Origin of the sequence: Mitsuaria sp. GD03876 (assembly GCF_029840635.1) — a bacterium.
GTDB lineage: Bacteria > Pseudomonadota > Gammaproteobacteria > Burkholderiales > Burkholderiaceae_C > Roseateles.
The window spans coordinates 1-18,199 of record NZ_JAOCCU010000041.1 but is presented as its reverse complement, the minus strand read 5'-3'; the positions used below and the strand labels follow the sequence as shown (position 1 = coordinate 18,199).

13 protein-coding genes are annotated in these 18,199 nt (G+C 71.6%); 12 read left to right on the top strand and 1 reads right to left on the bottom strand.

What is annotated here, in order from left to right; genetic code table 11:
* Window positions 1-44: 44 nt before the first annotated feature.
* A complete protein-coding gene (locus tag N5D62_RS21850) occupies window positions 45-1,001 on the bottom strand; it encodes a bifunctional hydroxymethylpyrimidine kinase/phosphomethylpyrimidine kinase (RefSeq protein WP_279760005.1) in 957 nt (318 codons plus the stop codon).
* A 133-nt stretch (window positions 1,002-1,134) separates the two neighbouring features.
* On the opposite strand from N5D62_RS21850, the gene N5D62_RS21845 reads away from it, so the two are divergent.
* The 12 genes from N5D62_RS21845 to N5D62_RS21790 all read left to right on the top strand — a co-directional run bounded on the left by N5D62_RS21845 (window position 1,135) and on the right by N5D62_RS21790 (window position 18,179).
* Entirely contained in the window at window positions 1,135-1,326 is a 192-nt protein-coding gene (locus tag N5D62_RS21845) for a rubredoxin (RefSeq protein WP_084452486.1), read from the top strand.
* Window positions 1,327-1,475: 149 nt separating this feature from the next.
* The gene (locus N5D62_RS21840; RefSeq protein ID WP_279760004.1) at window positions 1,476-1,847 is read left to right on the top strand and encodes a response regulator; all 372 of its coding nucleotides are present in this window, start codon (window positions 1,476-1,478) and stop codon (window positions 1,845-1,847) included.
* Between the two features lie 120 nt (window positions 1,848-1,967).
* On the top strand, window positions 1,968-2,333 hold the full coding sequence (locus N5D62_RS21835) for a response regulator (RefSeq protein ID WP_279760003.1): 366 nt from the start codon (window positions 1,968-1,970) through the stop codon (window positions 2,331-2,333).
* 4 nt (window positions 2,334-2,337) lie between these two features.
* The gene (locus tag N5D62_RS21830; RefSeq protein ID WP_279760002.1) at window positions 2,338-2,856 is read left to right on the top strand and encodes a chemotaxis protein CheW; all 519 of its coding nucleotides are present in this window, start codon (window positions 2,338-2,340) and stop codon (window positions 2,854-2,856) included.
* Window positions 2,857-2,917: 61 nt separating this feature from the next.
* Window positions 2,918-5,176, top strand: coding sequence for a methyl-accepting chemotaxis protein (locus N5D62_RS21825; RefSeq protein WP_279760001.1), 2,259 nt, complete (start codon window positions 2,918-2,920; stop codon window positions 5,174-5,176).
* A 74-nt stretch (window positions 5,177-5,250) separates the two neighbouring features.
* Window positions 5,251-12,171, top strand: coding sequence for an Hpt domain-containing protein (locus N5D62_RS21820; protein WP_279760000.1), 6,921 nt, complete (start codon window positions 5,251-5,253; stop codon window positions 12,169-12,171).
* 125 nt (window positions 12,172-12,296) lie between these two features.
* Window positions 12,297-13,289: a GGDEF domain-containing protein gene (locus tag N5D62_RS21815; RefSeq protein ID WP_279759999.1), complete on the top strand. Its 993-nt coding sequence runs from the start codon at window positions 12,297-12,299 to the stop codon at window positions 13,287-13,289.
* A 398-nt stretch (window positions 13,290-13,687) separates the two neighbouring features.
* On the top strand, window positions 13,688-15,115 hold the full coding sequence (locus N5D62_RS21810) for a CHASE3 domain-containing protein (RefSeq protein WP_279759998.1): 1,428 nt from the start codon (window positions 13,688-13,690) through the stop codon (window positions 15,113-15,115).
* Complete coding sequence (locus N5D62_RS21805; RefSeq protein WP_279759997.1) at window positions 15,096-15,734, top strand: response regulator transcription factor; 639 nt, start codon at window positions 15,096-15,098, stop codon at window positions 15,732-15,734. The genes N5D62_RS21810 and N5D62_RS21805 overlap by 20 nt, the downstream gene beginning before the upstream one ends.
* A gap of 155 nt (window positions 15,735-15,889) precedes the next feature.
* Window positions 15,890-16,774, top strand: coding sequence for a response regulator (locus tag N5D62_RS21800; RefSeq protein WP_279759996.1), 885 nt, complete (start codon window positions 15,890-15,892; stop codon window positions 16,772-16,774).
* A 97-nt stretch (window positions 16,775-16,871) separates the two neighbouring features.
* The gene (locus N5D62_RS21795) at window positions 16,872-17,336 is read left to right on the top strand and encodes a spore coat U domain-containing protein (RefSeq protein WP_279759995.1); all 465 of its coding nucleotides are present in this window, start codon (window positions 16,872-16,874) and stop codon (window positions 17,334-17,336) included.
* 102 nt (window positions 17,337-17,438) lie between these two features.
* Window positions 17,439-18,179: a fimbria/pilus periplasmic chaperone gene (locus N5D62_RS21790; RefSeq protein WP_279759994.1), complete on the top strand. Its 741-nt coding sequence runs from the start codon at window positions 17,439-17,441 to the stop codon at window positions 18,177-18,179.
* The last annotated feature ends 20 nt before the right edge of the window (window positions 18,180-18,199 follow it).

Sequence of the window (18,199 nt, the reverse complement as noted above, 5' to 3'; positions counted from 1 at the left end):
GCAGGAAAAACGGCGAGGGCGCCGCGCGGGCGCCCTCGAGGGTCTCAATGGATGCGGCGGGGGCCGCGGCTGGGCGGCTCCTCGATCGTCATCTCCTCGGCCGGCGCCGCGGTGGCGTCTTCCTCGCCTTCCTCCCCGGGCGGCAGCGCCCAGAAGAAGCGGTCCGGCACCACGTTGCCCATGCCCGGGCGGAAACCCGCCTCCAGCGACTGGTCCAGGAAGGCCAGCGCCTCGCCCACGGCGTCGTGCGGCTCGGAGCCGACCGACAGCAGCGCCGCCAGCGCCGCCGACAGCGTGTCGCCGGAGCCGACGAAGCTGGCCTCGAAGCGCTCGAACTTCTCGCCGGTGATCGCGCCCTGGGCGTTCGCCAGGACGTTGTCGATGTACTGGTTGGGCAGCTGGATGCCGGTCACCAGCACGTGCGCGGCGCCATGCTGCTGCGCAGCAACGGCCAGTTCGCGCGGCGAGGCCGGGCGGTCGGCGTCCCAGTCCGGGAGCAGGCAGTCGATCAGCGTCTTCTGGTTGCCCACCAGCACCAGCGTCTGCGGCAGCACCAGCTCGCGGAACGCGTCCAGGTAGCTCTGCTGCTGTTCCTCGTCCAGCCAGGAGATGCTGGGCAGGTAGGCCACCAGCGGCACGTCGGGGTAGTCCGACAGCACCTCGGCGACCGAGGACACGCCCTCGGCGCTGCCCAGGAAACCGACCTTCCAGGCGGCGACCGGGACGTCCTCGAGGATGGAGCGGGCCTGCTCGACGATGCAGTCGCCGTCCAGGGTCTGGTGGTCGAAGACCTCGGCCGTGTCGCGCATCACGATGGCGGTGACCACCGGCAGCGCATGGGCGCCCATGGCGGCGATCGTGGCCACGTCGCCGGCGCTGCCGCCGGCGCCGCTGGGGTCGGACGCGTTGAAGCTCATCACGCAGGCCGGCGGCGGGGAGTCCTGATCGTCGATGGCGGCGGCGTCCTGGGGATCTTGTTGGTGCGGGTCTGGGCGGCTCATGGATGGTCGGCGCGAAGCCGTGAACTGATGCACGTAACGTGAAGAAGCACCGCAATCGACTGTTGTTTCATCGGTACTTCCGCCCCCCGGGTGGAACCGGGGGCGTGGCTACAATCTTTCGATCATTGTAGTGATGCAAAGTCAACCCATCGTGAGCGAAGCAAGGACCTGGATGTGCCTGATCTGCGGCTGGATCTATGACGAGGCCGCGGGCGACCCCGAACACGGAATCGCCGCCGGCACGCGCTGGGAGGATGTCGACATGAACTGGACCTGTCCCGAATGCGGCGCCCGCAAGGAGGACTTCGAAATGGTCCAGATCTGACCCGCACATCGACGGTTCGCAAGCGCCCGGCGCTTCGATCATCCCGGCGGACCCTCAGGGCGCCTCGCTTGTCGCGAGCCTGAAATTTCTCTGACAACCAACATCTGAACAATACGGAGAACAGCTTGGATTCGAGCGCGAGCCCCCGCATGGCGACCAAGGTGCTGGTCATCGACGACAGCAACACGATCCGCCGCAGCGCCGAGATCTTCCTGAAGCAGGGCGGCCACGAGGTCGTGCTGGCCGAGGACGGTTTCGACGCGCTGGCCAAGCTGAGCGACTATCAGCCCGATCTCGTGTTCTGCGACATCCTGATGCCACGCCTGGACGGCTACCAGACCTGCGCCATCATCAAGCGCAATCCGCAGTTCTCGTCCGTGCCGGTGATCATGCTGTCGTCCAAGGACGGGCTGTTCGACAAGGCCCGCGGACGCATGGTGGGCTCGCAGGACTACCTGACCAAGCCGTTCACGAAGGACCAGCTGCTGCAGGCCGTGCAGCAGCACCGCAGGGCAGGCTGACCGTCGCGACCGGCGGCTTCCCCACCACGACCCAACACGACATTCAACGACGCTCACGCCAGGCTCGACCGACGAATCCATCGACGCGAATCGACGCGAGCCGCGCAAGAGGGAGATCCCATGCCCATCCACAAGATCCTGCTGGTCGACGATTCGAAGACCGAGCTGCACGCGCTGAGCGACATGCTGACCAAGCGCGGTTTCGCCATCCGCACCGCCGAGAACGGCGAGGAGGCGATGAAGCGCCTGGCCGAGGAAAAACCCGACCTGATCCTGATGGACGTGGTCATGCCCGGCCAGAACGGCTTCCAGCTGACCCGCGCGATCACCCGCGACGAGCGCTACGCCGACGTGCCCGTGATCATGTGCACCAGCAAGAACCAGGAGACCGACAAGGTCTGGGGCATGCGCCAGGGCGCGCGCGACTACGTCGTCAAGCCGGTCAAGGCCGACGAGCTGCTGGCCAAGATCAAGGCGCTGGGCTGACACCATGGCCAACAAGCAAGCGCTGCGCGAACTTCAACAACGGCTGGCGCAGCGCATGCAGGCGGCGCGCGAGGCGCCGCAGGCCGCGAGCTGGCTGGCGGTGGAGTGCGCGGGCCTGGGCCTGCTGCTGCCGCTCAAGCAGTCCGGCGAGATCTTCACGCCGGTGCCGCTGCAGGCGGTGCCCTACACCCAGCCGTGGATGCTGGGCGTGGCCAACCTGCGCGGCGGCCTGCACACGGTGGTGGACCTGGCGGCCTTCCTGGGCCTGCGCGGTCCGGTCCCGATGACCTCGGCCCACCGGATGGTGTCGGTCAATCCGGAACTGGGCATCAACTGCGCGCTGCTGGTGGACCAGCTGCTGGGGCTGCGCGGCGACGAACAACTGCAGGCCGAGCCCGACGCGCCCGGCCATCCCGATTTCGCTCCTGCCCGCATGCGCGACGGGCAGGGCCGGCGCTGGCAAGTGCTGGACCTGGATGCGCTGACGCAGCATCCGCAATTCCTGCGCATTGTGTTGAACTGAAAGCCGGCCGACGGTTCCGTCCGCGGCGCCGAATCGACGAACGAGATCAAACGAGGGTGAGATGAGCTTCCTGGACAAGATCAAGAACAAGGGCAAGAACGAGGGCAACGACGAGGTCGAGGCCGGCCCCAGCACCGAGCAGTCCGGCTCGGTGCCGGCGGACACGCAAGACTTCCAGCCTTCGATCATCACGGCGGCCCAGCCCACGCCGGAGTTCCAGGACACGTCCGCGGGCTACCAGCCCTCGGCGTCCGCCCCGGACCCGACGCCGATGCCGGCCGTCGTCAAGCAGCCCGAGCAGCGCCGCACCGGCCTGTTCACTGCGCTGGTGGCGATCGGCGTGATCGGCACGGCCGCGACGGTGTCCTGGTCGCTGGTCAGCTCCAACCGCTCCGCGGCGCAGGTGCGCGGCGCCGGCCAGGCCGCGACGCAGTCGCAGCGGCTGGCCAAGGCGGTCTCGACCGCGCTGCTGGGTAACAAGAACGCGTTCCCGGAAATGAAGGAAGCGTCGGAGATCCTGACCGGCGTGATCGGCTCGCTGCGAGACGGCAGCGGCGACCTGGCCAAGGCGCCGGGCTCGGTCGACACGCTGATCGAGAAGATCGACCCGATGGTCGCGCGCGCCGACAAGAACACCAAGGTGATGCTGGCGCAGGAGAAGGTGCTGACGCAGGTCGGCGCCGCGCTGCGCGCGATCAACCGCCAGTCGTCGGACCTGCTGGAAAGCGCCGAGGCGGTGGCCTCGCTGTCGCTGCAGAGCTCGGCCCCGACCGGCGAGGTCGCCGCGGTCGGCCAGCTGGTCATGCTGACCCAGCGCATCGGCAAGTCCGCCAACGAGTTCCTGACGCAGGAAGGCGTGAGCCCCGAGGCCGTGTTCCTGCTGGGCAAGGACCTGAACGCGTTCCGCGAGATCGCCCAGGCGCTGCTCAACGGCAACCCCGAGCTGCGCCTGAACGGCGCCAAGGACGCGCAGGTCCGCGAACGCCTGAAGGTGCTGCTGACGCAGTACGACCAGACCCGCTCGCAGGCCACCGCCATCCTGTCCAACCTGCAGGGCCTGGTGTCCGCGCGGGAAGCGCAGACGGCGATCCTCAATGACTCGGAAGTGCTGCGCAAGGACCTGGACGACCTGAGCCAGGGCCTGGAATCCGCCGGCGGCCTGAACCCGCTGGTGCTGATCGCGATGGTGGCGTCGCTGGCGCTGCTGGTCGTCGGCGCGCTGGGCTTCCTGCGGCTGTACGTGTCCGACCAGGCGCGCCGCGCCCAGATGGCCGAAGAGCAGCGCCGCGAGGCCGAGGCGCAGGAGCAGGAGGCCAAGCGCGTCAACGACGCCAACCAGGCCGCGATTCTGCGACTGATGAACGAGCTGCAGACGGTGGCCGAGGGCGACCTGACGCACCAGGCGACCGTGACCGAGGACATCACCGGCGCGATCGCCGACTCGGTGAACTACACCGTGGAAGAGCTGCGCACGCTGGTGCACCAGGTGCAGACGACGGCGGTCCGGGTGACGGACACGACCGCGCAGGTCGACCAGACCTCGACCGAGCTGCTGGCCGCCTCGACCGAACAGCTGCACGAGATCCGCGCCACCGGCGAGGCCGTGCTGCAGATGGCGCACCGGATCAACGACGTGTCCGCGCAGGCGCAGCAGACCGCCGACGTGGCCCGCCAGTCGCGGGAAGCGGCCGAGCAGGGCCTGCAGGCGATGCAGAACAACATCGGCGGCATGAACCAGATCCGCGACCACATCCAGGAGACGTCCAAGCGCATCAAGCGCCTGGGCGAGTCCTCGCAGGAAATTGGCGAGATCACCGAGCTGATCTCCGACATTACCGAGCAGACCAACGTGCTGGCGCTGAACGCGGCCATCCAGGCGGCGTCCGCCGGCGAAGCCGGTCGCGGCTTCTCGGTGGTGGCGGAAGAAGTGCAGCGGCTGGCGGAACGCTCCGCCGACGCGACGCGCCGGATCGCGGCGCTGGTCAAGACCATTCAGACCGACACGCACGACGCGGTGGCCGCCATGGAGCGCTCCACGCTGGGCGTGGTCGAGGGCACGAAGCTGTCCGACGCGGCCGGCCGCGCGCTGGAAGACATCGACTCGGTGTCGCGTCGCCTGGACGACCTGATCGGCCAGATCTCGTCGGTCGCGCAGAACGAGGCGCGCGCCGCCAACGAGGTCGGCGCCAACATCCAGCACATCTTCGCGGTGACGGAGCAGACCTCCGACGGCACGCGTTCGACGGCGCAGATGGTGCACGAGCTGTCGCGCTCGGCCGAGGCGCTGAAGCAGTCGGTGGCCCGGTTCAAGGTGTCCTGACCGGGACACCCGCCCCGGCAGGCCAGGGATCGACCCGCACCGCGACGACATAAAAGACAGAACACAGAGCGAGCATGGACCTTACGCGCGAATCCGAGTTCCCCGCCGACCTGAGCCCCTTGGCCTGGGTCCAGGAGGAGCTGCGCCGTACGCTGGAATCGGTGCACAAGGCCCTTCGCCGGGTGCTGCGCGATACCGATGCGCGGTCGACCACCCTGGGCGGCGACGGCCAGCCCAGCCCGGCGCTGCAAGGCGCGGCGCAGCAGATGCACCAGGCGGCCGGCGTGCTGTCGGTGGTCAGCCTGCCGGCGGCCGCGCACCTGCTGCGCGCCGCCGAGGCGACGCTGTTCCGCCTGGCGGAGAATCCCGCCGGCGTGACCATCGCCGAGGTCGAGGCCGTCGAACGCGCCGACTTCGCGGTGCTGGCGTTCATCGCCAAGACCCTGGCCGGCGGCCAGCCGAGCTCGCTCGCGCTGTTCCCCGCCTACCAGACGCTGCAGGAACTCAACGGCGCGGGCCGCATCCACCCGGCCGACCTGTGGACCGAGGAATTCCGCTGGCGCGAGCTGCCGCTGGACCGCAACGTCCGCGCGCTGACGCCCGAGCAGATGCGCGCCCCGTTCGAGGCGCTGCTGCTCAAGCAGATGCGCTCGCCCGCGCCGGGCCAGGGCAAGCTGCTGAGCGACCTGTGCGCCGGGCTGGCGCTGACGCAGTCGCAGCCCAACGCGCGCACGCTCTGGATGCTGGCCGCGGGCCAGTTCGAGGCGCAATCGCGCGGCCTGCTGCCGGTGGACACGCTGGTCAAGCGGCTGGGCTCGCGGCTGCTGGCGCAACTGCGCGCCGGCTCCGACGCCGCGCCGTCCGAGCGCCTGGCCAAGGACCTGCTGTTCTTCTGCGCCGCCGCGAAGCACGCGGAGCCGGGCGCCGCGCCGCGCCTGGACGCGGTGCAGCAGGCCTATGGCCTGGTCGAGCCCGCCGAGGTCGACTACCGCGACGACACGCTGGGCCGCATCGATCCGAACTGGGTCGCCGCCGCCAAGAAGCGCGTCGCCGCGGCCAAGGAATCCTGGGCCTCCGCCGCCGAAGGCGAAACCCACCGCCTGGGCGGCCTGGACGAGCAGTTCGCCCATGTCGCCGAGTCGCTGCACAAGCTGTTCCCCAGCGGCGAGGTGCTGGGCGACACGCTGCGCCGCGCCGTCGTGACGACGCTGCGTTCGGGCCGCGCGCCCGAACCGGCGCTGGCGATGGAGATCGCCACGTCGATGCTCTACCTGGAGGCCGCGCTCGAGGACGAGGCCTTCGACCAGCCCGAGCAGGGCGAGCGCGTGAAGAGCCTGGCCCGCCGCATCGAGTCGGTCGGCCACGGCGACGCGCCGCTGGCGCTCGAGCACTGGATGGAGGAGCTCTACCGCCGCGTCGCCGACCGGCAGACGCTGGGCTCCGTCGTCCATGAACTGCGCGCCAGCCTGTCCGAGGTCGAGCGCCAGTGCGACGAGTATTTCCGCGATCCCGCCAAGCGCGACCTGCTGATCCCGGTGCCGGGCCAGCTGCAGGCGATGCGCGGCGTGTTCAGCGTGCTGGGCCTGTCGCAGGCCGCGCAGGCGACGCTGCGCATGCGCGACCAGGTCGACGAACTCGCCAACACCGAGGTCGACCCGTCGCTGGCCGGACCGCGCGCCCAATTCGACCGGCTCGCCCACAACCTGGGCGCGCTGGGTTTCCTGATCGACATGCTGAGCGTTCAGCCGCAGCTGGCCAAGCGCATGTTCCGCTTCGAGGAAGACACCGGGCTGCTGCAGTCGCTGGTCGGCCGCGAGAGCGAGCAGCGCGCCCACGCGCAGGAGCTGGCCGCCGCCGAGGCCGCGGCGCATCCCCAGCTGCTCGACCAGCTGCAGGCGACGGCCCAGGCCGTCGCGCAGGGCGAGCGTCCGGCCGAGGAGCTGGCGCGCGACCTGGAACGGATCTCCCACGAAGCCCGCGCCGCCGACGACCTCGGCCTGGCGCAGGCGGCGCAGCAGGCGCAGCAGCAGCTGCTGTCGGCCGGCGACGCCGCCGCGGGCAGCCACGCGGCCGAGTCGCTGCAGCAGTTCATCGAGGCCGCGGCCCCGGTGGCGCCGCCGGCGCCCGCGCCCAGCGCCCCGATCCCGCAGGCCGAGGAAGCCATCGACGAGGAGATGCTGGGCATCTTCCTGGAAGAGGCGGCCGAGGTCGTGTCGACCGCCCGCGACGCGCTGGCCGCGCTGGCGCGCAACGCCGGCGACAAGGAACAGCTGACGACGGTGCGCCGCGCGTTCCACACGCTCAAGGGCAGCTCGCGCATGGTCGGGCTCAACGAGTTCGGCGAAGCCGGCTGGGCCTGCGAGCAGCTGTACAACCACCGCCTGTCGGAGCATCCGCAGGCCGATTCGGACCTGCTGCGCTTCAGCAACGAGGCGCTGGACGCGTTCCAGGCCTGGGCCGCGGCGATCGGCGAAGGCCGTCCGCACGGCTTCCACAGCGCGCCGTTCCGCGCGGCGGCCGATGCGCTGCGCCTGGAGAACCGCTACACGCCGCTGGCGGTGTCGGCCGAGCCGGTCGAGGCCCCCGCCGCGCCGGTGGCCGAGCTGCCGGAACTGATCGAGGTCGCGGAGATCGTCGACCTCGCCCCGTCCGCCGACGCGCCGGAGGTGATCGAGCTGTCCGAGGTGCCGGAGGTCCATGAGATCCCGGTGGCCGAGACCGCGCACGAGGTCGACCTGTCGGGCCTGTCCGTGCTGCCGGAACTGTCGCTGGCCGACGAAGTGGCCGCGCCGGCCCCGTCCGCCGACGAGCAGGCCGCGCTGGACCTGCTGGCGACGCTGGACGCGGAACCGGCCACGGCGGCGTCCGCGCTGCCGTCGCTGGACCTGCCCGCGCTGGATCTGCCGGGCCTGGACGTGCCGCCGCTGCCGGTGGCCGACCTGGGCGTGGTCACCGCGATCGACGCGGGCGCGCCGGACGCGCTGTCGCTGGAGTTCCCGGGCGCCATGCCCGAGCTCACCCAGGCGGTGCCGGAACTGGTGTCGAGCGTCGACCTGGACGCGCTGTCCGCGGCCGACCTGCCGGCGATGACCGCCGAGCCGCCGGTGCTGGACACGACGATGTCGCTGCCCACGGTGGCGGACGTCGTCGACGCGTCGACGCTGCTGGAGCCGGTCACGCCCGAGGCGCCCGCCGCCGTCGAGCCGCCGGCCTTCCACGAGGAACCGACGCACCTGCTGGAGCCGACGCTCACGCAGGCCGACGAGGTCACCGCCACGATGGAGCTGCCGGCCGGTTGGCCGGAGGACGCGCCGCTGGTGGAGATCGAGGCCACGACGCCGATGCCGCTGGACGACCTGCCGGTCGAGCCGGCCGCCGAGGCGCCGTCGCTGGACCTGCTGGACCTGTCGGACCTGAACACCGGGCCGGTCGCCGCGATCGATCCGGCCTCGATGCCGGACCTGTCGCTGACGCTGGACCTGGGCGAGGAACTGGTCGCCGCGCCGGCGACGGACGTGGCGCCCGAGGCCCCGGCCGCGGACGCGTCCTTCCCGGACGAGGCCACCCTGGACCTGAGCGACCTGGGCGACCTGCGCGAGCCCGAGTCGGCCACGCCGCCCGAGGGCCTGTCCCCGCGCAGCCTGACCGACCTGGACCTGCCCGACCTGAACCTGGACGCGCCGGCCGAGCCGGTGCCGCATGCGCCGCCGGCGCTGAGCCTGGTGGGCGGCACGGCCGTGCCCGCCCCGCTGGCCGAGGACCTGGTCGAGGACCTGTCCGCCGAGGACAACGACGATGGCGTCAAGGTCATCGGTCCGCTGCGCATCAGCATCGCGCTGTTCAACATCTTCCTGAACGAGGCCGACGAGCGCTCGCGCCGCCTGCAGGTGGAGCTGAGCGAATGGTCGCTGCTGCCCCAGTCGCCGCTGCCGCAGGACGCGGAAGCGCTGGCGCACGGCCTGGCCGGCAGCGCCGCGACGGTCGGCTTCGACGACCTGTCGACGCTGGCGCGTTGCCTGGAGCACGCGCTGGGCCGCGCCCAGGGCCATGAGGTCGCCGATCCGACGCTGTTCCAACGCGCCGCCGACGAGATCCGCCGCCTGCTGCACCAGTTCGCCGCCGGTTTCCTGAAGGAAGCCGATGCCGGCCTGCTGGCCGAGCTGCAGGCCTTCGAGCCGGGCGCCGCGCTGCCCGACGGCCATGCCGACAGCGACGAGGGCCTGCTGGCCATGTCGCTGGAGGAGGTCTCCACCTCGGCGCTGCCGCCGGGGCTGCTGGACCTGCCGGTCGCACCGGTTGCACCGGTCGCGCCGGGCCTGCCCGCCACGGCCGCCTCCTTCCACCAGGCCGCCGAGGCGTCCGCCGACGATTTCGACTTCAGCCAGCCCGACCAGATCGAGCCGGAACTGATGCCGATCTTCGAGGAGGAGGCCGAGGACCTGCTGGGCGAGCTCCACGGCGCGCTGCGCGAATGGGCGGCCCAGCCGGCCGACACCAGCCGCGCCGCCGCCTGCATGCGGGTGCTGCACACCTTCAAGGGCGGCGCCCGCCTGGCCGGCGCGATGCGCCTGGGCGAGGAAGCGCACCGCCTGGAATCGCAGATCGAGCGCCTGGTCGGCGACGGCGAGCCGCGCTACGAGCAGCTCGTCGCGCTGCAGGACGCGGGCGACGGCCTGGAGCACAGCTTCAAGACGCTGCAGCGCACCTGGCGCGATCCGGCGCCGGTGGTGCCGGCCCCGATGGCGCCGTCCGCGCCCGCCGCGCCGATCGCCGACCTGCCCGCGCCGATTCCGGCGACCGAGGCGGTCGAGACCGTGCAGGCGCCCGCCGAAGGCTCCGACGCGATTCCCGCGCCGGCCGGCGATGCCGTGGCCGAGCAGGAAGCCGCTCAAGCCGCGGAAGCGGCCGAGCTGGTCGAGCCGGTCGAGCCGGTCGAGCCGGTCGTCGAACCCGTGGCCGAGCCCGTCGCCGAGGCGCCGGTGGAGGCGCCGGTCGCCGCCGCCGAGCCGGAAGCCGTCGTCGAAGCGCCGGTCGCCGAGCCCGTCGTGGCCGCGCCCCCGCGCGACCTCGAGATCGACTGGGCCCACTTCAGCGAGGTCGCCGAACTCGGCCAGCCGCTGGAAAGCGCCCCGGTCGCGCCGGCCGCGCAGGTGCGCGTCCGCGGCGTGCTGCTGGAGCGCATGGCCGCGCTGTCCGGCGAGGTGTCGATCCGCCGTGCCCGCCTCGAGTCCGAAATGGGCCAGATGCGCACGTCGCTGTCCGACCTCGACGACAACCTGGAGCGCCTGCGCACCCAGCTGCGCGAGCTGGAGCTGCAGGCCGAGGCCCGCATCGCCGCCCGCCAGGAAGCGGCGCAGGCCAGCGGCAAGGACTTCGACCCGCTCGAATTCGACCGCTACACCCGCTTCCAGGAACTGACCCGGATGCTGGCCGAGTCCGTCAACGACGTGGCGACGGTCCAGCGCGGCCTGCAGCGCAACGTCGCGGCCGGCGAAGACGAACTGGCCGCCCAGTCGCGGCTGACGCGCGAGCTGCAGGACGACCTGCTGCGCACGCGGATGGTGGAGTTCGACAGCAGCATGGCCGAGCGCCTGCATCGCGTCGTCCGCCAGGCCGCCCGCGAGAGCGGCAAGCAGGCGCAACTGGAGATCCGCGGCGGCGGCGTCGAACTGGACCGCGCGGTGCTGGAGCGCCTGACCGGCGCCTTCGAGCACCTGCTGCGCAACAGCGTCGTGCACGGCATCGAGACGCCCGAGGTCCGCCAGCAGGCGGGCAAGGCGCCGGCCGGCCGTATCGTGCTGAACCTGCACCAGGAAGGCAACGAGATCCAGGTCCGCTTCAGCGACGACGGCGCCGGCCTGAACCTGGCCCGCATCCGCGCCCGCGGCGAGAGCCAGGGCCTGATCCAGCCGGGCCAGGACCTGACCGACGCCCAGCTGATGGACCTGGTCTTCGAGCCGGGCTTCTCGACGGCCGAATCGCTGACCGAGATGGCCGGCCGCGGCGTCGGCATGGACGTGGTCCGTTCCGAGGTGAACACGCTGGGCGGCTACGTGCTGACCGAGTCGACCGCGGGGCAGGGCGCCAGCTTCGAGCTGCGCGTGCCGCTGACGACGGCGCTGACGCAGGTCGTCGTGCTGCGCTACGGCGACCGCAAGGTCGCGGTGCCGGCCAGCCTGATGCTGTCGGTGCAGCGGCTGTCGGTCGACCAGGTCGAGCAGGCCTACGCCGACGGCGCCCTGATGGCCGCCGGCGAGCGCATGCCGTTCTACTGGCTCGGCGGCCTGATGCACCACAGCGACCGCGGCGTCCCGCACGGCAAGACGATGCCGGTGGCGCTGGTCCACAGCGCGCAGCAGCGCCTGGCGCTGCACGTCGACGAGGTGCTGGGCAACCAGGAAGTCGTCATCAAGAACCTGGGCCCGCAGCTGATGCAGGTGCCCGGCCTGGCGGGCATCAGCCTGCTGGCCTCGGGCGATGTCGCGCTGATCTACAACCCGGTCGCGCTGGCCAACCGCTACGGCCATGCCGCGCAGCAGCGCGTGCACGACGCCGACGCGGCGCGCCAGGTGGTCGTGGAGGAGGCGGCGCAGGCGCTGCCGCCGCTGGTGATGGTCGTGGACGACTCGCTGACCGTGCGCCGCGTCACGCAACGCCTGCTCGAGCGCGAGGGTTATCGCGTGCTGCTGGCCAAGGACGGCCTGGACGCGATGGAGCGCCTGGGCGGCGACGAACTGCCGGCGGTGGTGCTGTCGGACATCGAGATGCCGCGCATGGACGGTTTCGACCTGGTCCGCAACCTGCGGGCGGACACGCGCCTGGCGGGCCTGCCCGTGATCATGATCACGTCGCGGATCGCTCAAAAACACCGGGACTATGCACAACAACTCGGAGTCGACGATTACCTGGGCAAGCCCTATGACGAAGAGCACCTGCTGGGGCTGATCGCCCGATACACTTCGCACCATTCCGCCGGCCAGCCGGCAAGGGCGTAGCGTCCGGAGCTCCCGGACATCGGTCGAAGCCGGCGCCAATCCCCTCCCGCCGCCAAGCCGTAAACACCATGTCCGGGGTCGTCGATCATCTAGCCGAGCTGACGGGCTTCCGTGACCGTGACGTCATGGACGTCACGCTCGTCACCGCGTTGCGCGACCTGCTCAACGGCCCGGCCGCCGCGGTGGCGATCTACCGCTGCGTCGGCGAACCCGGCCAGCAACGCTGGCTGACCCGCGCCCGGCTGCATGCCGACGACGCGGTCGCCACCGCCGACTCGCTCTGGGTCGACCCCGATTCCCTGCCGGCGCTGGCCGAGCATCCCCGCCGCCTCGAATGCCTGACGCAGCGCAGCGTGCTGCAGCAGCGCGAGAACAACGAGTGGGTCACGCTGTTCCCGCTGGCCACCGAGCGCGAGGTCGTCGGCGTGCTGGAACTGCACACCGCGCGCCGCCTGAAGGCCGACGCGCAGCGGATGGTGTCCAGCGTGCTGCGGATCTATCACAACTTCCAGGGCCTGCTGGACTACAGCGAGCGGGACACGCTGACCGGCCTGCTCAACCGCAAGACCTTCGACGAGAGCTTCCTGAAGGCCGTGTCCGAGCTGCCGATGCGCAGCCTGGCGGCGCAGGACGAGCACGGCGAGGACCGCCGCCATGCCGCGGTGCATCCGCGCTACTGGCTGGGCGTCATCGACATCGACCACTTCAAGTCGATCAACGACCGCTTCGGCCACCTGATCGGCGACGAGGTCCTGCTGCTGCTGTCGCGCCTGATGCGCAGCAGCTTCCGCTTCAACGACCTGCTGTACCGCTTCGGCGGCGAGGAATTCGTCGTGCTGATGCGCTGCGAGGACGAGCCCGACGCGGCCCATGCCTTCGAGCGCTTCCGGCTCAACACCGCGCAGTACGCGTTCCCGCAGGTGGGCCGCATCACGGTGAGCATCGGCTTCACGCAGATCCGCGCGGGCGACTCGCCGGCCGCGGCCTTCGAGCGCGCCGACAAGGCCGTCTACCACGCCAAGGGCGCCGGCCGGAACCAGGTGCAGAGCCACGCGACCCTGGTCGCGCAGGGCACGATGTCCGAGGCCAGCCACCTGAGCGACGTCGAGCTCTTCTGAGCGGCGGCGGTCAGCCTCCGGCCGCATCGGGTCCCACGAGGCCCCATGAGGCCGCGCCAGGCCGCTTCCCATCGATGTTTCCTCCGGGCAAGTCCTGACCCCCGCCGTACGCCGCCGGGCAGCCGCCTTGCCGCTCCCCGGGGCGGCGTGGCGTTCCCGGCACGCGACCCATGAGCCGGGACTTGCTTTTCCCGCGCCACCCCTCTAGCGTTAGGCCCGTGTGAGCGCGCCCCGCCAGAGGGACGCCGCACGACGCCCCCGATGCCTGGGGAGCGGGAGAGGCGCGACGAGTCGTCGCGGTGTCGAATGCAGTGGGGCGGACGCCCGTGCCGTTGTCATCGGTTGAGCATCGTCGTCCGCAGGGTGGTGTGAACACGGGCAAGGACGCCTGACCTTCCATGCGCTTGCTGACCTTTCCGGTGGCTGCGGGCCTGTTGCTGGCCGGCTGCGTCGCCTTCGTGGCCACCGCTTACGGCGAGTACCGCAGCCTGGGCGAACTCACGCGTCAGGAGGCGGGCCGCGCCCATGCGCTGCGCACGCAGCAGCTGATCTCCGATCTCAACGGTCTGCTGATCGACCTGGAGACCGGCACGCGCGGCTTCCTGATCACTGGCGACGCCGCCTTCCTGCAGCCCTACGAGCGCGCGATCCGCGACCTGGACGCGAGCTACGCCGAGCTCAAGGACGCGCTGGCTCGCTCGGGCGACGCGCAGGAGCAAGCCTTCGCGCGGCTGGACCGCTTCATCGCCGAGCGCCGCCGCCAGGTCGACAGCCATGTCGAGAACCGCTGGCGCCTGGGCGACGCGGCGCTGAAGGACCGCCAGGCCTATGTCGCGGGCAAGCAGCTGATGGACGAGATCCGCGGCGAGCTGGGCCGCTTGAAATCCTTGCAGCAACGACGGATCGACGCCATCGAGTCGGCCGTCCTGGTCCAGACCCGGGAGACCACGTTGCTGGCGCAGGTGCTGCCGCTGGCCGGCGGCGTGCTGGTCGCCGCGGCGATGGCCGCGCTGTGGATCGAGCGCGAGCGCCGCGACCAGGCCGAACGCGCGCTGCGCGACAGCCACGCGAAGCTGGAGGGCGCCGTCGCCGAACGCACCCGCGAGCTCAGCGACGCGGTCGCGCGCATCCAGAGCTTCGCCGCGGAGCTGGACGCCAGCGTCGAGGCCGAGCGGCGCCGGCTCGCCCGCGAGGTGCACGACCAGCTCGGCCAGCTGGGCACGGCGGCGAAGATGCTGGCGCTGTCGATGGCGCGCAAGGTCGCGCCGGCCAAGGAGCCGATGCACGAGGAGATGCTGGCCATCGCCGACGAGGTCATCGGCACCGCGCGGCGCATCGCCAACGCGCTGCGGCCGCCGCTGCTGGACGATTTCGGCTTCGCCGCCGCGGTGCAGCATTACGTGCAGGGCCTGCAGCGCCAGAGCGAGCTGATCGTGGACGTCGACCTCGCGCCGGACGAGGCCCTCACGCCCGAGCAGCACAACCAGCTGTTCCGCCTGCTGCAGGAGGCCGCGACCAACGTGCTGCGGCACGCGCAGGCGCAGCAGCTGACGATCGAATCCCGCCTCGAGGACGGGGCCTACCAGTTGCGCATCGAGGACGACGGCATCGGGCCGGGCCACGTGCGGGCCGACGCGTCCGGGCTGCGCAACATGCGGGAGCGCGCCGTGCTCGCCGGCGGGGAGATGACGTTCGGGCCGGCGCCCCGGCGCGGCACGCGGATCGAGGTCCGGGTGCCGGTCGGCGGCGCGGCGGACGGAGGGGAGGCGCGGGACGCCTCGGACCGGGAGAACGAGGAGGGCTGGGATGAGGTTTCTGATCGTTGACGACCACCCGATCATGCGGCTCGGGGTCAAGCAGTTGATCCAGGGCCATTGGCCGCACGCGGTGATCGACGAGGCATCCACCATCGCCGAGGCGCTGCAGCGCGGCCAGGCCAACAAGCCCGACGCGCTGGTGCTGGACCTGTCGCTGCCCGACGCCAGCGGCACCGAGGGCGCCAGCCGCATGCTGCGCGCGCTCAAGGGCGTGCCGGTGCTGGTGCTGAGCCTCAACGCGGAATCGGCCTACGCCGCGCGGCTGCTGCAGATGGGGGTGTCGGGCTACCTGCCCAAGGACAAGGCCACCGAGGAGCTGACCGTGGCGCTGCAGCGCCTGCTGCAGGGCGGGCGCTACGTCACCGCGGCGATGGCGGACCACCTGCTGGGCCTGCTCAGCGGCGCGTCCCCGGACCAGCTGCCGCACGAGCAGCTCTCGGCGCAGGAGCACCGCGTGATGCTGCTGATCGCCGCGGGCAAGACGCCGGCGGAGATCGCCGACACGATGCACCTGTCGGCCAAGACGGTCGGGACCTACCGGGCGCGGATCCTGGAGAAGACCGGCTGGCGCAACAACACCGAGCTGACCAAGTACTGCGTCCAGCACGGGCTGACGGACATCCAGTGAGCGGCCGGAGGCTGTAGGTGATCGCCGGACAAACCCTGCGGAACGACCCCGACACCAGCTTGGGCGGGGTGCCGCTGCTGCGCGCGGGGGGCCTCGCGCAAGATGCCGGACAGGCGGTGACGACCGGTCGCCGCCGAGTTCCGGAGAACCCCTTCATGGACATCTTTCTCGTCGAGGATTCGTCAGCCATCCGCCGGCTCCTGGCACGCCGGCTCGAGGACATGGCGGGCGTGCGCGTCGTCGGCGAGGCGGATTCCGCGCCGCAGGCGATCGCGCTGATCGACTGGCTGCAGCCCGACACCGTGCTGCTGGACATGACGCTGCTGGTGGGCACCGGCGTGGACGTGCTGCGGGCGCTGCGCCGCAAGGGCTACCAGGGCCGCATCCTGATGCTGACGCACCATGCGATGGACGCCTACCGCGACATGTGCATGAAGGCCGGCGCCGACGGCTTCTACGACAAGGGCAGCGGCCTGGAGACGCTGTTCGGCGACCTCGACGAGCTGCTGCAGAGCGAGCGCGCCGCCGGCCGGCAGTCGCTGCCCTCGCCGCTGCTGCGCGACGCCGCCACCGGGCTTCTGGGCCAGGTGGCGCTGCTGGAGCGGCTGGACCAGGTGTTGCGCATGGTCAACGCCGACGCCGGCAAGGTGGCCGTCACCGTGGTCGTGCTCAAGGGCCTGGAGGCGCTGCTGCGCAGCCAGGGCGTGCAGGCGGCGGCGCCGGTGCTGGTGGAGATCGGCCGGCGGATGTCGGGCTGCGCCGGCCCGGCCGACCTGCTGGCGCGCCATGCCAACGAGCAGTTCGCGCTGGTCGTCGCGCGCGCCGGCTCGGCGCAGGAGGCCGAGGCGATGGCCGCGCGCATCCGCGACGCGCTGGCGCTGCCCTTCGACCTGGGCGGCCATCCGGTGAAGCTCGACAGCCATGTCGGTGTCGCCCTCTATCCCCGCGACGCGGTGTCCGCGCGCGGGCTCCTGGTCCTGGCGGAGTCGCGCGCCCACGGCGCCCGGCTGCCCGAGCGCGGCAGCGCCGTCGTGCACTGACGGGACGCGGATGCGGCGCGACAGGACCTTTCCCCAGGCACCGTCGTCCGCCCGGCTGCCGGTCCTGTTCGTCGCGGCCGCCACGGCCGGCCTCGGGATGGGTCCGCTCACGGACCCGGCGCGCGCCGGCACCGCCACCAACACGCTGACCTCGCAGACCACCGTCTCGACGGCCTGCAACGTGTCGGGCTCGACGCTGAGCTTCGGTGGCGCGATCAACCCGATCGGCACGGTGCCGGTGGACGCGACCTCGACGCTGACGATCGAGTGCACCGCCGCCACGCCCTACACCGTGGCGCTGAACGCCGGGCTCAACGCCGGCGGCGCCGCCAACTTCTCGACGCGCCGGATGATCAACGGCGCCAACACGCTGGGCTACCAGCTCTACGTCGACAGCGGCCGGGCCTCGGTCTGGGGCAACGGCACGGCGGGCAGCGTCGTCTACAGCGGCAACGGCACGGGCGGCGTCCAGAGCGTGACCATCTACGGCCGGCTGCCGTCGCTCACCGGCACGGTGCCCGGCACCTACACCGACACGGTGACCGTCACCGTGACGTACTGACATCGGCGGCCACGGGAAAGGGGCCGCGACACGATCACGACGGCTCGGGGCGGCCGGAACGCTCCCAGGGAGAGACATCGGACAACAACACAGGAGAAGCCGATGAACACGATCCGACACGCGCTGGCGAGCGCCCTGGCGGCCGCGGCGCTGGCGCTGGCGCCGATGGACGCGGCCCGGGCGGCCGACGTCAGCCTGATGCCGGTGAACGTGCAGCTGTCGCGCACCAGCGACCGCGCCACGGTGCAGGTGCAGAACAACGGCAACGAGGCGGTGACGATGCAGGCCGAGGGCATCCGCTGGACGCGCCAGAACGGCCAGGACCTCGACGGCCCGACGACCGACCTGCTGGTCAATCCGCCGATCTTCACGCTGCAGCCCGGGCAGATGCAGGTGCTGCGGGTCGGGCTGCGGCGTCCGCCCGACCTGGAGCAGGAGGCGACCTACCGCATGGTGCTGCGCGAGGTGCCGGTGCCGCGCGCCTCCGACGGCAACCAGGTCACCGGCGCGGTGCGCGTGCTGGTGGCGCTGCGGGTGCCGGTCTACGTGGCGCCGAACCAGGTCCGGCGCGACGCGGCCTGGAGCGTGCAGCGCGCCGCCGGCGGCGAGACGGTGGCCACCGTGACCAACGCCGGCAACGTCCACGTGAAGGTCAGCGAGCTGCGCCTCACCGCCGCCAACGGCGAGGTGAAGGCGGTGCCGGTGCAGGGCGCGCAAAGCGTGGTCTTCCCCGGCGAGCAGCGCAGCTTTCGCATTCCCACGCCGGCGGGACCGCCCGGCAGCCTGCAGGTCGTCACCGACCAGGGACTGCAGCAGGTCACGGCCGGTGCGCCGGCCAAGTGACGCGCGCCTGCTGCCGGTCG

Bases quoted from the DNA above. Each gene is read 5' to 3' on its own strand.
- N5D62_RS21850 (WP_279760005.1), bottom strand. From the start codon at position 1,001: ATGAGCCGCCCAGACCCGCACCAACAAGATCCCCAGGACGCCGCCGCC.
- N5D62_RS21845 (WP_084452486.1), top strand. From the start codon at position 1,135: ATGCAAAGTCAACCCATCGTGAGCGAAGCAAGGACCTGGATGTGCCTG.
- N5D62_RS21840 (WP_279760004.1), top strand. From the start codon at position 1,476: ATGGCGACCAAGGTGCTGGTCATCGACGACAGCAACACGATCCGCCGC.
- N5D62_RS21835 (WP_279760003.1), top strand. From the start codon at position 1,968: ATGCCCATCCACAAGATCCTGCTGGTCGACGATTCGAAGACCGAGCTG.
- N5D62_RS21830 (WP_279760002.1), top strand. From the start codon at position 2,338: ATGGCCAACAAGCAAGCGCTGCGCGAACTTCAACAACGGCTGGCGCAG.
- N5D62_RS21825 (WP_279760001.1), top strand. From the start codon at position 2,918: ATGAGCTTCCTGGACAAGATCAAGAACAAGGGCAAGAACGAGGGCAAC.
- N5D62_RS21820 (WP_279760000.1), top strand. From the start codon at position 5,251: ATGGACCTTACGCGCGAATCCGAGTTCCCCGCCGACCTGAGCCCCTTG.
- N5D62_RS21815 (WP_279759999.1), top strand. From the start codon at position 12,297: ATGGACGTCACGCTCGTCACCGCGTTGCGCGACCTGCTCAACGGCCCG.
- N5D62_RS21810 (WP_279759998.1), top strand. From the start codon at position 13,688: ATGCGCTTGCTGACCTTTCCGGTGGCTGCGGGCCTGTTGCTGGCCGGC.
- N5D62_RS21805 (WP_279759997.1), top strand. From the start codon at position 15,096: ATGAGGTTTCTGATCGTTGACGACCACCCGATCATGCGGCTCGGGGTC.
- N5D62_RS21800 (WP_279759996.1), top strand. From the start codon at position 15,890: ATGGACATCTTTCTCGTCGAGGATTCGTCAGCCATCCGCCGGCTCCTG.
- N5D62_RS21795 (WP_279759995.1), top strand. From the start codon at position 16,872: ATGGGTCCGCTCACGGACCCGGCGCGCGCCGGCACCGCCACCAACACG.
- N5D62_RS21790 (WP_279759994.1), top strand. From the start codon at position 17,439: ATGAACACGATCCGACACGCGCTGGCGAGCGCCCTGGCGGCCGCGGCG.